Source organism: Paenibacillus sinensis (assembly GCF_019904155.1).
Classification (GTDB): domain Bacteria; phylum Bacillota; class Bacilli; order Paenibacillales; family Paenibacillaceae; genus Paenibacillus_AQ; species Paenibacillus_AQ sinensis.
In genome coordinates this window covers 100,886-114,585 of sequence record NZ_JAHCMB010000121.1, presented here as the reverse complement: position 1 = coordinate 114,585, position 13,700 = coordinate 100,886, and the positions used below count along the sequence as shown (strand labels likewise).

13 protein-coding genes are annotated in these 13,700 nt (G+C 53.9%); 2 read left to right on the top strand and 11 right to left on the bottom strand.

What is annotated here, in order from left to right; translation table 11 throughout:
* Positions 1-245: 245 nt before the first annotated feature.
* The 4 genes from KIH86_RS13130 to ilvB form a co-directional block, all read right to left on the bottom strand.
* The gene (locus KIH86_RS13130; RefSeq protein WP_223085603.1) at positions 246-1,787 is read right to left on the bottom strand and encodes a 2-isopropylmalate synthase; all 1,542 of its coding nucleotides are present in this window, start codon (positions 1,785-1,787) and stop codon (positions 246-248) included.
* Between the two features lie 147 nt (positions 1,788-1,934).
* The gene (gene ilvC / locus KIH86_RS13125; protein ID WP_038694425.1) at positions 1,935-2,927 is read right to left on the bottom strand and encodes a ketol-acid reductoisomerase; all 993 of its coding nucleotides are present in this window, start codon (positions 2,925-2,927) and stop codon (positions 1,935-1,937) included.
* 261 nt (positions 2,928-3,188) lie between these two features.
* Positions 3,189-3,674, bottom strand: coding sequence for an acetolactate synthase small subunit (gene ilvN / locus KIH86_RS13120; protein WP_038694424.1), 486 nt, complete (start codon positions 3,672-3,674; stop codon positions 3,189-3,191).
* Complete coding sequence (gene ilvB / locus KIH86_RS13115) at positions 3,671-5,416, bottom strand: biosynthetic-type acetolactate synthase large subunit (RefSeq protein ID WP_223085604.1); 1,746 nt, start codon at positions 5,414-5,416, stop codon at positions 3,671-3,673. The genes ilvN and ilvB overlap by 4 nt, the downstream gene beginning before the upstream one ends.
* A gap of 537 nt (positions 5,417-5,953) precedes the next feature.
* On the opposite strand from ilvB, the gene KIH86_RS13110 reads away from it, so the two are divergent.
* Positions 5,954-6,439 carry a GNAT family N-acetyltransferase gene (locus tag KIH86_RS13110; RefSeq protein ID WP_262416527.1) on the top strand — a complete coding sequence of 162 codons (486 nt, stop codon included), beginning with the start codon at positions 5,954-5,956 and terminating at the stop codon, positions 6,437-6,439.
* A 24-nt stretch (positions 6,440-6,463) separates the two neighbouring features.
* On the opposite strand, the gene KIH86_RS13105 is transcribed toward KIH86_RS13110, so the two are convergent.
* From KIH86_RS13105 to KIH86_RS13085, 5 genes are all read right to left on the bottom strand, one after another.
* On the bottom strand, positions 6,464-6,796 hold the full coding sequence (locus tag KIH86_RS13105) for a hypothetical protein (protein WP_223085606.1): 333 nt from the start codon (positions 6,794-6,796) through the stop codon (positions 6,464-6,466).
* A gap of 295 nt (positions 6,797-7,091) precedes the next feature.
* Complete coding sequence (locus KIH86_RS13100) at positions 7,092-8,048, bottom strand: ABC transporter permease (protein ID WP_223085607.1); 957 nt, start codon at positions 8,046-8,048, stop codon at positions 7,092-7,094.
* Positions 8,049-9,122 (bottom strand): ABC transporter permease, encoded by a 1,074-nt coding sequence (locus KIH86_RS13095; RefSeq protein WP_223085608.1) that lies wholly within the window; start codon positions 9,120-9,122, stop codon positions 8,049-8,051. It abuts the gene before it with no gap.
* Positions 9,109-10,653 (bottom strand): ABC transporter ATP-binding protein, encoded by a 1,545-nt coding sequence (locus KIH86_RS13090; protein ID WP_223085609.1) that lies wholly within the window; start codon positions 10,651-10,653, stop codon positions 9,109-9,111. The genes KIH86_RS13095 and KIH86_RS13090 overlap by 14 nt, the downstream gene beginning before the upstream one ends.
* 226 nt (positions 10,654-10,879) lie before the next feature.
* A complete protein-coding gene (locus tag KIH86_RS13085) occupies positions 10,880-11,968 on the bottom strand; it encodes a BMP family lipoprotein (protein ID WP_223085610.1) in 1,089 nt (362 codons plus the stop codon).
* A gap of 305 nt (positions 11,969-12,273) precedes the next feature.
* Between KIH86_RS13085 and KIH86_RS13080 the strand changes: the two genes are divergently transcribed.
* Positions 12,274-12,813, top strand: a complete 540-nt coding sequence (locus KIH86_RS13080) for an acyl-CoA thioesterase (protein WP_223085611.1) — start codon at positions 12,274-12,276, stop codon at positions 12,811-12,813.
* Positions 12,814-12,970: 157 nt separating this feature from the next.
* On the opposite strand, the gene rplT is transcribed toward KIH86_RS13080, so the two are convergent.
* Both rplT and rpmI read right to left on the bottom strand, forming a co-directional pair.
* Complete coding sequence (rplT, locus tag KIH86_RS13075) at positions 12,971-13,330, bottom strand: 50S ribosomal protein L20 (protein ID WP_038694415.1); 360 nt, start codon at positions 13,328-13,330, stop codon at positions 12,971-12,973.
* Positions 13,331-13,494: 164 nt separating this feature from the next.
* Positions 13,495-13,695 carry a 50S ribosomal protein L35 gene (gene rpmI, locus KIH86_RS13070; protein ID WP_042205713.1) on the bottom strand — a complete coding sequence of 67 codons (201 nt, stop codon included), beginning with the start codon at positions 13,693-13,695 and terminating at the stop codon, positions 13,495-13,497.
* Positions 13,696-13,700 lie beyond the last annotated feature (5 nt).

Sequence of the window (13,700 nt, the reverse complement as noted above, 5' to 3'; positions counted from 1 at the left end):
TATGTACCTCCGTTGTTGGTTAGATGGTGGTTTTTGAATGGAATAACCCATGTTGCCCTCCTCTCTCTCCTGTCTACTCTAGCCCATCCATCTAAACAATTTCTGAACAAGTCCTCCGTTCACTGGGAAGCCAGGCCTATTTCTCCGACAAAAAAAGACTGCCGCGCCGCCGGATTCATCCGGTCTTGCGAAGCAGTCCTTGAAAAACACCTTTCCTGAAAACGAAAATACAGGCAGGCTATGAGCTATAGATGAGCGTTCTCGCGCTTCGTATACGTCTTCCGTTTCTCGATCAGCTTGTTCAACGCGTCCAGGTACGCCCGGGCGCTGGCTTCCAGAATATCGGTGCTGAGTCCTCTGCCCGCCGCGGCTACAATGCCCTGGGACAGGATGACATGCACTTCGCCCTGGGCATCCTTGCCCTGGCTGACGGATTTGATGGAGTAGTCGTCCAGCTTGACTTCCTCGCCCGTCGCCTGGTCGATGGCGTTGTAAATGGCGTCTACCGAGCCGTTGCCCTCGGCCACGACGACAATCGGCTCCTCCGGAGGGCCGTTCAGCACCAGCTTCGCCGTAGGCGTCGCCTCATTGCCGTAGGTGACATAGAGTGTACGCAGGCTGAAGACCTCTGGCGTGTCGACCAGCCGTTCTTCCAGCAGCGCCAGAATATCCTCATCGGATACTTCCTTCTTCTTGTCGGCCAAATCCTTGAATTTGGCGAATGCCGCATTCAGTTCGTCTTCCAGCAGCTCATAGCCAAGATCGCTCAGCTTGTCGCGGAACGCATGGCGTCCGGAGTGCTTGCCGAGCACCAGCTTGCTCTCCTTCAGCCCGATCGTCTCCGGCGTCATGATCTCGTACGTCGTCTTCTCTTTCAGCATGCCGTCCTGGTGAATGCCGGACTCATGTGCGAAAGCGTTGGCGCCGACGATCGCCTTGTTCCCTGGCACGACCATGCCGGTCAGCTTGCTGACCAGGCGGCTGGTGCGGGAAATTTCCGACAGCACAAGACCCGTCTTGGCGCCGAAAAATTCGCTCCGCGTCTCAAGGGCCATGGCGATTTCCTCAATCGCGGTATTGCCCGCGCGTTCGCCAATCCCGTTGATCGTGCCCTCGATCTGATCCGCTCCGTTCTGAATGGCCGCCAGTGTGTTGGCCGTCGCCATTCCCAGATCATTGTGGCAGTGCGCGCTGAGCTGCACGCGGTCGATATCGGGAACATTTTCTTTCAGATATTTAAAAATCGCACCATATTCGGAAGGGTTCAGGTAACCAACCGTATCCGGGATATTAACGACGTTCGCGCCTTCACGCACCGCCATCGCAACGACTTCGGCCATGAAATCCAGCTCGGTCCGGCCGGCGTCCTCCAGCGAGAACTCCAGCTTCGAGAAGTATTTCTTGGCATAACGAATCGCAGCCTGGGCCGTCTCCAGCACCTGCGCCTTCTCCATCCGCAGCTTGTGCTGGCGGTGAATCGGCGAAGTTGCAAGGAAGATATGGATGCAGGGGTCCTGAGCGCCCTTCAGCGCTTCGCGGACGGCATCAATATCGCTCTCCCGCGACCTGGAAAGGCCGATAACCGTTACATTCTTGACCGCCCTGGCAACCGCGTCAACCGCGGCCAAGTCGCCCGGCGATGCCGCGGGAAACCCGGCCTCCATCCGGTCGATCCCCAGCTTCTCCAGCTGGTAGGCGATTTCCAGCTTCTCGCGAGTGTTCAGGTTAACGCCGGGGGACTGTTCGCCGTCACGCAGCGTGGTATCGAACACATATATTCTCCGCATGCCGGGCACCTCCTTGTACTCGTAATGTGCAAACGCTCCAAATGCGGCCCGCATTCTCGCGGAGCCGCACCTGAAGATTTACTGCTTATAAATAGAAATAAGATACTATATGAAGATAATTCTCAAGTTAAGCTTATATTGCGCTGCTTATTTCTTGATCCAGGCCATCATTTCGCGAAGCTGTCCGCCGACCACTTCGATCGGATGAGCGGCTTCGTTGCGGCGGGTAGCCGTCAGGAAAGCACGGCCAGACTGGTTCTCCAGGATGAAGTCGCGGGCGAATTTACCCTGCTGGATGTCGCTCAGGACAGCCTTCATCGCCTTCTTCGTTTCATCGGTTACAACGCGCGGTCCGGTTACATAGTCGCCGTATTCAGCCGTATTGCTGATGGAATCGCGCATCTTCGCCATACCACCTTCATAGATCAGGTCGACGATCAGCTTCATTTCATGCAGGCACTCGAAGTAAGCCATTTCCGGAGCGTATCCGGCTTCAACCAGCGTCTCGAAGCCCGCTTTGATCAGGGCGGTTACGCCGCCGCACAGTACGGCTTGTTCGCCGAACAGGTCGGTTTCGGTCTCTTCGCGGAAGGAGGTTTCGATAACTCCGGCGCGGGTACAGCCGATGCCTTTGGCATAAGCGAGGCCAATTGCCTTGGCATTGCCAGTCGCATCCTGCTCGATTGCGATCAAGCCAGGAACGCCGAAGCCTTCTTCATAAGTGCGGCGCACCATATGTCCAGGGGATTTTGGAGCAACCAGCAGCACGTCGGAATCCTTCGGAGCCACGATCTGGCCGAAGTGAACGTTGAAGCCGTGGGAGAACATCAGAGCCGCGCCCTTCTTCAGGTTCGGTTCGATTTCGTTCTTATATACGGCAGCCTGCGTTTCGTCAGGCATCAGAATCTGTACCACATCCGCACGGGATACCGCTTCGGAGACCGGCAGCACCTCAAAGCCGTCGTTCTTCGCAGTCTGGAAGGACTTGCCTTCGCGGAGCCCGATAATGACCTGCAGCCCGCTGTCGCGCAGGTTCTGCGCCTGGGCATGCCCTTGGCTGCCATAACCGATAACCGCGATCGTTTTACCTTTTAATACGCTAAGATCTCCATCCTGCTCGTAATACGTTGTTACTGCCATTGTCAAAATCCTCCTTTTAATTGGAACCCGGATAAAGAGCGGGTGCTTCAGGAGAAGAACCTGTTCATCTCTTCTCCTCAAGATCCCGCTCTTCAACGGGAACCCTGTCGTCAAATTATTATACCTGTATCATACCTTAACTTATAGCGCCAAAAAGCAGTAATCCGTTAAAGCCGTAAATTAAAGGACTTCCGATTATAATCCCGCTTCAGAAGGCTTTCTCCGGGAGCGCGCCCGAAGCCTTCTATATTATACAGTTCTTTATACGTTGCCGCGAATCATGGCCGTAACACCGGTGCGGGACAGCTCCCGGATGCCGTAAGGCTTCAGCAGCTCGATCATTGCATCGATCTTCTGCGTATCCCCGACAACCTGCACCAGCAGGCTGGTGCTGCCGATATCGACGACGGAAGCGCGGAACGTCTCGACAACGCCCATGATTTCCGGCCGTTCGGAAGGATCGGCCTTCACCTTGATCAGCGCAAGCTCGCGTGCGACCATTGGCTTGGAACTGAGATCCACCACCTTGATGACATCGATCAGCTTGTAGAGCTGCTTCTCGATCTGTTCCAGCTGCTCTTCGTCACCCAGTGTGACGATGACCATCCGGGAGAGCCCCGTCTCCTCGGACTGGCCTACCGTAATGCTCTCGATATTGAATCCGCGCCGGCCGAACAGGCCGGACACCCGCTGAAGTACTCCGGGCTGGTCGTTGACCAGCACGGAAATGGTGTTTCTTGCCACTATTCTTCATCCCCCATCAGCATTTGATCGATGGTCGAGCCTTGGGTTACCATCGGGTAGACATTCTCGTCCTTCGAGACGAGGAATTCCACCAGCACCGGTCCCGGCGTATTCATAGCTTCCTGCCAGGCCTCTCTTGCTTCTTCCTTCGTGGTGGCCCGGATTCCCTTAACGCCATATGCCTCGGCGAGTTTCACAAAGTTAGGGCTGCCGGCCAGATCCGTGTAGCTGTAACGCTTCTCGTAAATAAGATTTTGCCACTGACGCACCATGCCAAGCACCTGATTATTGATTACAACGATTTTGATCGGAATATTGTGGATGGCGCAGATCGCCAGCTCCTGGGAACACATCTGCATACCGCCGTCTCCGTTGATCGAAATGACCAGACGGTCCGGCTTGGCAAAATGGGCACCGATGGCCGACGGGAAACCAAAACCCATCGTTCCGAGTCCCCCCGAGGTGATCCAGGATCGCGGCTGGTTGAACTTGTAATACTGCGCGGCCCACATCTGATGCTGGCCGACGTCCGTCGTTATGATCGCTTCGCCTTTGGTTGTGTCATTGATCAGCTCGATAACCCATTGCGGCTTCAGTACATCTTCCGTGTCGTTGTAACGAAGCGGCTTCTCCTGCTTCCACTGGGTGATCTGCTCTCTCCAGGCATCGGCCTTCGAAGCACGGCCCACTTCCGGAATCAGCATTTCAAGCACGGTCTTGACATCGCCGACAATCGGAATGTCCGGCGTCACGTTCTTGCCGATCTCGGCCGGGTCGATGTCGATGTGGACGATCTTGGCATGCGGAGCGAAGCCGTCCAGCTTGCCCGTCACCCGGTCGTCGAACCGGGCGCCGATGTTGATCAGCAGATCGCACTGCTGAATCGCGTTGTTCGCGGTGTAGGTGCCGTGCATGCCCGGCATGCCCATCCATAACTCGTTGCCGCTCGGGAATGCGCCTAAGCCGAGAAGGGTTGTCGTGATCGGAATCTCAGTCCGCTTCACGAATTCATACATGGCCTCATGCGCTCCTGAATAGATGACGCCGCCGCCGGCGATAATGACCGGACGCTCCGCTCCGGAGATGGCGCGAACCAGCTTGTCAAGCTGAAGCTTGTTCGGAACCGTGCGCGGGTTATAGCCCCTCAGGTTCACGTTCTTGGCTGGGGTAAACAGCGTCTTCGTGGCGGATACATCCTTCGGAATATCGATCAGCACCGGGCCTTTGCGTCCGGTGGACGCGATGTGGAAGGCTTCGTGGATAATTCGCGGCAGATCCTCCACGTTGCGAACCAGATAGCTATGCTTCGTAACCGGCATCGTAATGCCGGTAATATCCGCTTCCTGGAACGCATCCGTACCGATCAGGCTGGAGAAGACGTTGCCCGTAATGACCACCAGCGGAACCGAGTCCATATAAGCCGTTGCGATGCCGGTAACCAGGTTCGTTGCACCCGGACCGGAAGTGGCGATACAGACGCCTACCTTGCCGCTCGCTCTGGCGTAGCCGTCCGCCGCATGAATCGCTCCCTGCTCATGCCGGGTCAGCACATGGTTGAAATCCGTAAATCCATAGAGCGCATCGTAAATATACAGAACGGCGCCGCCCGGATATCCGAACACGGTATCGACACCCTCCAGCACCAGGCTGCGGAGCAAGATTTCCGATCCGGTAATCACTTCCGGCGTTTGCCATTTCTCCCGCAGTTCCTCAGTCGACCGTGCTTCCGGTATTTGCGTCATCATTCAGTCATCCTCCTTGCAAATTGTCAGTCTTCTATAACAAACGACGATCGCCATTTTCATCAGGACATTCCGGCACAATACAAAAAGCCTTTCGCCTCCCACTAACCGCATAAGCGTGTGAGGGACGAAAGGCTGAGCTTCCGTGGTACCACCCATTTTTGCAGAGCATCTCGCGATGCAATGCCTTGGCAGGTATGCAAAGACCCATCGATGTTGGCGTTAAGCCGATCTCTGCAACCCGAAATCCGTAACGTGGACCCAAACGATTCTCCCTAATAATTCCGCCCTTGAAGCAAGCGGACCTTTCAGGAGAACAGCTCCGAGGTGAGCTCGTATATAAGGGGTTTTGGCGGTGGTTTCAGCAGTTCCACCCGCTCTCTGGTCAAAAGAGCCCTTAAAACTTCGTCCTCTTCATTGCCGTTGACTATAGTCAATAAAATGTTTAGACACATTATATGATTCCTTACACGGTTAGTCAATCCTTTATTTTGTCGCAGTCCCTGCGGAACCTGGAACCCCCTATCAGACATATGATATATGACCAAAGTGGAAGGGGGGAGCATCGTGATTCGCTACCGCAGACCCAAACAGGATGATGTAACCATCCATCATCTGATTGAGACCGAGCTTGTACCGTTATCGCATTTGTCCGAAAAAGAGTTAAGTCAGATCAAAAAAGAACTCCCGCGCCGTCTCGGGCGGGGAGTCACTCTGGTGGCCAGTTCCGACTATGACAGCAGTCCGCTAGGTTTTGTCCACTTCCTGCTGCACGGGGACCTGCTGTTCATCGATATGCTGGCCGTCGCCGCTCCCGCCAAGCGGAAGCGCTGGGGCAATCTGCTTATGGATCATGCAGAGCGGTTTGCACTATCACGCGGCTGCATTCGTTCCAAGGTTGCCGTCGATATCGGAAATACCGCCGGCCTTTCCTTTTACGAGAAGCTGGGATATTCCATTATGCGCTATTCTCCGCAGAGCATGTGCTATGAGATGGAGAAGCGGTTTTTTCCGCCGGGCTTCTAAGCTTCCTGCGAATAAAGGCTTGGGTCAATAAGGTCTGTATGGGTAAGGACCGACGGAACCGTAGCCCGCTCCATAATTGGGACCGTAACCGTAACCGTGACCGTAAGGCTTAGAGTAGGCAGGGTATCCGGGATAGCCGTAAACATAAGGTGCCGTTCCTATGGCAAGCAGATCGAACAGGACCAGCGGGATCAGTGCTTTGGTTTGCACTTTTTTGCCTTTGCGTGGTTCAAGGATCAGACGATTGCCGGAGACACGGACCAGTCTGCCGGTTACGCTGGTGCCGTCCTTTTTCACCGCTATGATATTTTTGCCCACCAGCTTCATCACCTGCTTCTTGGTCACCCGTTGTGCCATAATATCCCTCCTCTTGACTTGATCAGCATGCTTCCAGCCAAAGCCAACGGAGAGCCTCGTCCTGCTGCCTGACCGCAAAGACTTGACCCCGCTTGTATCACAGGCCGTTATGCTGTGTTCAAGAGCAGTGTATGCCGTCCCACTTCAGAGCGCCTGTTTATCCGCCCAATCGAGATGATGAAATGCAAATGTACCTATGCAAACACAAACAACCGCATACCCCGGAACAGAGCCGGTACATGCGGTTGCAGAGAAGCGTCGCTTTATCTCCGGCTCCTCGCCGAAGACCACAGCGTTACCGTTTGCTTGGATCGTAAGGCTGGCCCAGTGCCTTGGGCGCCGAGGAACGGCCTACTGCGCTGACGAGAACGATAATGGTCAGAACATACGGAATCATGTAGATGAATTCCTGGGGAATATCCTGGGACCATCCGAACAACTGCACATAATTGCGGATCGCCTGCGAGAAGCCGAAGAATACCGCAGCACCGAAAGCGCCAAGCGGGTTCCACTTGCCGAAGATCATCGCGGCGATCGCAATAAAGCCCTGTCCTGAAATGGTGTTATGGGCGAACGTTCCGGTCGTCGTAAGCGTAATGGTCGCACCGCCGATGCCGGCCAGAAGACCGCTGAGCATAACGCCGATGTACCGCATCCGGTTGACCTTGACGCCCAGCGTATCGGCTGCGCTCGGATGCTCGCCTACCGCCCGCAGGCGAAGACCGAACGGCGTCTTGAACAGCACCAGATAAACGACGATTACCAGGATGATGGCCAGATAGGTCGTTGGATAGTTGTTGAATAGTCCGGGACCGATAACCGGAATTTTGGACAGTCCCGGAATGGCATATTTGTCGAAGCCGTTGATCAGCGGGCTTTCGCCTGCTCCTTCAAACAGCAGCTTGACCATATACAGGGTGCTGCCCGCCGCCAGGAAGTTGATGACCGTACCGCTGATCGTCTGGTCCGCCTTGAAGGTAATCGAAGCGACCGCATGAATCAGCGCTCCGATTACACCAACGGCCATAGCGCAGAGCACGCCGATCCAGGGAGCCCAGACGCCAAGGCCGGCGTCCTCGGCGTAGTAGCCGCCGACGGCAGCTGCGAAGGCGCCAAAGGTCATCAGACCTTCAATTCCGATATTGACTACGCCCGAACGTTCAGAGAAGATGCCACCCAGAGAGGCAAATATGAGCGCTGTGGAGAATACGAGCGTCGTATTGAGCATTTGGCCCAGCGTGGTCAGATCCATCTATAACACCTTCTCTTTCTTGCGCTTGAAATAAAACGGCTTGAGCACAAAGCGCACAATACCCTGGGCCGCAATGAAGAAAATAATGGACCCGATCACGATCCGGATAAGCTCCGGCGGCACGTCCGCATTAAAGCTCATGCCCGCCGATCCGTAGGTCAGCATACCGTACAAAATGGCGGCCAGAATGACCCCGAACGGATGCGTCAGACCAAGCAGCGCAACGGCGATGCCGTCAAAGCCGTAGCCTGGCGATGCCGCGAATACGGACTGGTAATGGAACACGCCCAGCACTTCGCCTGCGCCGGCAAGACCCGCGAACACGCCGGCGATGAACATGGCTTTCATGACGTTGCGGCCCACGTTCATGCCCGCATACTCAGCCGCATGCGGGTTGAGACCAACCGCACGCATTTCGTAACCCTGCTTCGTCTTCCAGAGGTAGACGTAGAAGAACACTGCGGCAAGAATCGCAATGACCGTACCCCAGTGCAGACGGGCATTATCAAAGATGGAATTCAGGAAGGTCATGGACATGGATGCCGGAATATCCTCCGAACGGTTCTGTCCCGGAATCAGCAGGAAATTCCGTACGATATAGTTCGCGAAATACAGTCCAATCCAGTTAAGCATGATCGTCGTGATAACTTCATTAATGCCCCGCTTGGCCTTCAGGTAGCCCGCAATACCGGCCCACAGGCCGCCGCCCAGGGCTGCTCCGATGATTGCCAGCGGAACAAGCAGGAATGAAGGCAAGCCGGCGAACTTGATGCCGATGACGGAAGCTACGGTCATGCCAATAAGCACCTGTCCGTCCGCCCCGATGTTGAACATGCCGGAACGGAACGCGAAGGCCACGGACAGACCTGTCAGCATAAGCGGCGTCATCTCGCGGATTGCTTCGCCGAAGTCGTAGGCGCTGCCGAATACGCGTTTGAATAGCGCTCCGTATGCAGCGATCGGATCATAGCCGCCGATCAGCATGACGACGGCTCCGACGAGAAAGCCGAGCACAATCGCCACGAGCGGCACGATGTAGCTGTCGCCGGATAGTATTTTTCTAAGCTTGTTCAACCGTCTTACCTCCCCGCTTCAGGCTGCCCGCCATCATGAGTCCGAGCTCCTGATCATTCGTATCCTTCGGATAAACCTCACCGACAATCTGACCTTCGTAGATGACGGCAATCCGGTCGGAGACATTCATGATTTCATCCAGCTCAAATGAGATGAGCAATACGGCCTTGCCTTGATCCCGTTGGGCCACCAGCTGCTTCTGCACAAATTCGATAGCCCCTACGTCCAGGCCGCGGGTCGGCTGAGCTGCGATCAGCAGCGTAGGCTTCTTGTCTATTTCCCGAGCAATAATCGCTTTCTGCTGGTTACCGCCCGACAATGAGCGCGCCTTGTTCTGAATCGACGGCGTCCGCACGTCAAATGCCTGAACCAGCTCTTCCGCATGCTTATCGATAAGATCGAAATTCATGAATCCGTTACGGTTATATGGATGCTTATAATAGGTTTCCAGAACCATATTCTCGCTTAGGGAGAAGTCGAGTACAAGCCCGTGCTTGTGCCGATCCTCCGGAATATGGGAAACGTTCATCTCCGAAATTTTGCGGGGTGACAGATTCGCGATTTCGCGGCCTTCCACCTGAATGGAGCCCGAATCGATTTTGCGCAGACCGGTGATCGCCTGGATCAGCTCGCTCTGCCCGTTACCGTCGACTCCGGCAATGCCCAGAATCTCTCCCGCCTTGACTTCAAAGCCCAAGTTGTTGAGTACAGAGATGCCTTCCTTGTTCTTGCTGTTCACGCCGTCCAGCTTCAGGATGGTGCCGCCGATCTTCGGCTCCTCCTTGTCGATCTTGAACGAAACGCCGCGGCCGACCATCTTCTCGGCCAGTTCGTTCGGATTCGTCTCCGAGGTCTTGACCGTATCGATCACTTTACCGCGCCGGATGATCGTTACACGGTCAGAAATGGACATGATCTCCTTCAGCTTATGGGTGATCAGAATAATGGACTTGCCTTCGGCGACCAGACGCTTCATGATGGCCATCAGTTCATTGATCTCCTGAGGGGTCAGCACAGCGGTCGGTTCGTCAAATATTAAGATATCCGCGCCGCGGTACAACGTCTTCATGATTTCCACCCGCTGCTGCATACCGACCGAGATATCGTGAATTTTGGCATGCGGATTGACTTGAAGACCGTACAGCTCCGACAGCTTGCGAACCTGATCCGCTGCGGATTTATAGTCGATTTTAAGGCCTTTTTTCGGCTCCATTCCAAGGATGATGTTCTCGGTTACGGTGAACGGCTCCACCAGCTTGAAATGCTGATGCACCATACCGATCCCAAGCTCAATGGCCCGGTTCGGGCTGTCGATGACAACCGGTTTCCCGCCAACTTCAATACTGCCTTCATCAGGCTGATACAGCCCGAATACTATGTTCATCAATGTGGATTTGCCCGCCCCATTCTCGCCTAGAAGAGCGTGAATCTCGCCTTTTTCGAGCGTGAGACTGATGGAGTCGTTGGCGACAATACCGGGAAATCGTTTTGTGATTTGCTTCAACTCTACGACAGGAGCCGCAGCACTCATGGAATCACCCTCATTACAGAATGAAATATACATATGGGCACGGCTGGACACTTCCCTCATGAAGGCCGGCCTTTACCTTTTTACTGCTTGTAAGCAGACGGATGGGCCCGCATCTTAGCCGGGCCCCATGTACCGTATCCGCTGTTTAACTGAGAACAAGGCCAGTTATAGAACCGGCCTTGATCCTCATATTCGAAGTATTCGTTTGGTTGCCGATGGAACAGAATTATTCGCTAGGAACCGTGATCTTGCCGTCGATGATTTGCTGTTTGTAGTCGTCTACTTTAGCCAGGATATCCGCGCTTACGTTAGCTTTGGAAGTATCAGGCAGACCTACGCCGTTGTCTTTCAGACCCAGAACGGTTGTCGAACCGCCTTTGAACGTGCCGTCCATGATTTGCTTGGAAACCGTCTTAACAGCTTCGTCTACGCGCTTAACCATGGAAGTCAGCGTTACGTCATCGCCGAACTCGAGGGATTGGTCTTTGTCGACGCCGATTACCCAAACCTTCGAACCGCCTGCTTTGTTGCGGGATTTCGCTTCGTTGAATACGCCGTTGCCAGTTGCGCCGGCTGCCGGGAAGATGATGTCGTTGCCTGCATCATAAAGCGTTGCTGCAAGGGATTTACCGGTATCAGGCTTGTCGTAAGCACCTGCATAGGTAACTGTTACTTTTGCACTAGGATTAACCGCTGCGACGCCTGCTTTGAAGCCAGCTTCGAAACGTTTGATTACAGGGCTTTCCATACCGCCGATGAAGCCAACCTTGTTACTCTTCGTGGTCAAACCTGCTACCACGCCTACGAGGAACGAGCCTTCGTTCTCGGAGAAGGTAACGGACTCAACGTTAGGAGCGTCAACCACGCTATCAATGATCGCCAGCTTGGCGTCCGGGTTCTCAGTAGCTACTTTCTTCACAGCGTCCCCGAGGTCAAATCCGATGCCCCAAGTCAGGGCATAGCCGTCTTTTACGAACTGGTTCAGGTTCGGTTCATAATCGGCATTGGACTTACTTTGCAGGTATTGAGCTTTAATGCCGCTTTCTTTCTCAAGAGCCTGGAGAGCTTCCCAAGCGGATTGGTTGAACGATTTGTCGTTAACTCCGCCTACGTCGGTAACCATACCGATTTTAATGTTCGAGTTATCTGTTGTTGCTTCGCCGGTTCCTGTATTGGCTGCTGCGTTAGTGCCTGTGTTGGTACCGGTGTCTCCGGACGCGTTGTTTCCCGCGTTGTTATTGTTCTTGCCACAGCCGGCCAGGATGACCGTGAAAGCAAGCAGCATAACAAGAGACAGCTTCATAACTTTTTTCATCGATTGAGATCCCCCTTAGATTTTGGATGTCTTCTATACTCTCATTTGGACATGCCATTGAATCAAATTATAACGGGTAGAATAGGTAAAATCCAGTCACTTAATGACCGAAGGTTAAATAAAATTTGCATTTTTCCTCAAGAAATCGCTTTCTCTAACTCGCTGTGTTAGATAACCATCCAAAGTATGTCAAATATAGTCGAGCAAAATTGCAGCCTTCCATAGACATTATTAATAGTATTGCGCGAATTGGCGAATTCTATTATTATTAAGGCTTATCATTACACGGAAAGGAAGCCGATATCATGAGTGAATCCTCCCAGCCGGCCGTCCCGGCTTCGAAATATTGCAGGGAGTCACGCGTGTTCAAGACGGGAAGAGTCTTCCCGAATGACATTAACAATCATAAAACCCTCTTTGGCGGCAAGCTGATGAGCAACATCGACGAAGTTGCCTCCATCTCGGCTATGCGACACTGCCGCTGCAACGTCGTCACCGCCTCCACCGATTCTGTCGATTTCCTTCTTCCGATCCGTCCAACCGACTCCTTCTGCTTCGAATCCTTTGTCTCCTGGACCGGACGAACCAGCATTGAGGTCTTCGTCAAAGTCATCTCCGAGAATCTATACACCGGAGAGCGCGCTGTGGCGGCAACCGCATTCCTTACCTTCGTGGCAATCGGCCAGGACGGGGCTCCGAGCTCGGTCCCTTCCGTTATTCCGGAAACGGAGGAAGAGAAGCTGATTAGCGATCTCGCCGAGGAACGCGCAAATCTACGCAAGGTGAGACGCGCAGCCAGCAAGAACCTGGCCTCCAAGCTTACTACCACCAAATACTGGGAATGAACTCCCGTCGCAAAACAGCCCCACTTAGTGGGGCTGTTGCTTTGGAACGGGTTCAGCTGCTTTGCAGGTTCCCGCTAACAGGCTGCTTCGCTCACATTAAAAAGCACCGCTCTCCGGAATACCCGGCGCGGTGCTTTTCATTTGTCGGTGTCCTGACTTACGCGTTGATCTTCTCTTTGGCTACGGAAGCCAGGGAGTTGAATGCGTTCAGGTCGTTAACGGCCAGATCGGCCAGCATTTTGCGGTTGATGTCCACGCCGGCCAGCTTCAGGCCATGAACCAGCTTGTTGTAGGACAGTCCGTTCAAGCGTGCTGCAGCGTTGATACGCACGATCCACAGCTTGCGGAAGTTGCGCTTGGTCTGACGACGGTCACGGTATGCATAAACCAGGGATTTGTTGACCTGCTCTTTGGCAGTCTTGAAAATGCGGTGCTTGGAACCGAAGTAACCCTTTGCCAGTTTCAGAACTTTTTTATGTTTGCGACGTACGACGATGCCGCCTTTAACTCTTGCCATTTGAATAAACCTCCCAAATAAATGTAGACATCCATGCGCCGTTCGCGGCGTCATCAGATGATAATATGCCGATTGAAGGTCCTCTCCCCGGGCTTCGCCAAGTTCGAGGCTTTCATAACCTTCCCCCTTCAAGAGGAGGGAACGGTTATTCCGGTAAAGAAATACTATTTCAGGTTAGCCAGGCCTTGCTTCAGGCGTCTTACATCGCCGGGAGCCATTTCAGGGTTGGTTCCCAGTACGCGCTTCGCACGTTTGGATTTGTGGGACAGCAGGTGGTTCTTGTACGCTTTGTAACGCATTACTTTACCGGTTCCAGTGATCTTGAAGCGGCCTTTCAGGCTGCTGTGAGTTTTCATTTTAGGCATTGTGT

Bases quoted from the DNA above. Each gene is read 5' to 3' on its own strand.
- KIH86_RS13105 (WP_223085606.1), bottom strand. From the start codon at position 6,796: ATGGCACAACGGGTGACCAAGAAGCAGGTGATGAAGCTGGTGGGCAAA.
- KIH86_RS13130 (WP_223085603.1), bottom strand. From the start codon at position 1,787: ATGCGGAGAATATATGTGTTCGATACCACGCTGCGTGACGGCGAACAG.
- ilvC (WP_038694425.1), bottom strand. From the start codon at position 2,927: ATGGCAGTAACAACGTATTACGAGCAGGATGGAGATCTTAGCGTATTA.
- KIH86_RS13090 (WP_223085609.1), bottom strand. From the start codon at position 10,653: ATGAGTGCTGCGGCTCCTGTCGTAGAGTTGAAGCAAATCACAAAACGA.
- KIH86_RS13110 (WP_262416527.1), top strand. From the start codon at position 5,954: ATGACCAAAGTGGAAGGGGGGAGCATCGTGATTCGCTACCGCAGACCC.
- KIH86_RS13100 (WP_223085607.1), bottom strand. From the start codon at position 8,048: ATGGATCTGACCACGCTGGGCCAAATGCTCAATACGACGCTCGTATTC.
- rpmI (WP_042205713.1), bottom strand. From the start codon at position 13,695: ATGCCTAAAATGAAAACTCACAGCAGCCTGAAAGGCCGCTTCAAGATC.
- KIH86_RS13085 (WP_223085610.1), bottom strand. From the start codon at position 11,968: ATGAAAAAAGTTATGAAGCTGTCTCTTGTTATGCTGCTTGCTTTCACG.
- ilvB (WP_223085604.1), bottom strand. From the start codon at position 5,416: ATGATGACGCAAATACCGGAAGCACGGTCGACTGAGGAACTGCGGGAG.
- KIH86_RS13080 (WP_223085611.1), top strand. From the start codon at position 12,274: ATGAGTGAATCCTCCCAGCCGGCCGTCCCGGCTTCGAAATATTGCAGG.
- rplT (WP_038694415.1), bottom strand. From the start codon at position 13,330: ATGGCAAGAGTTAAAGGCGGCATCGTCGTACGTCGCAAACATAAAAAA.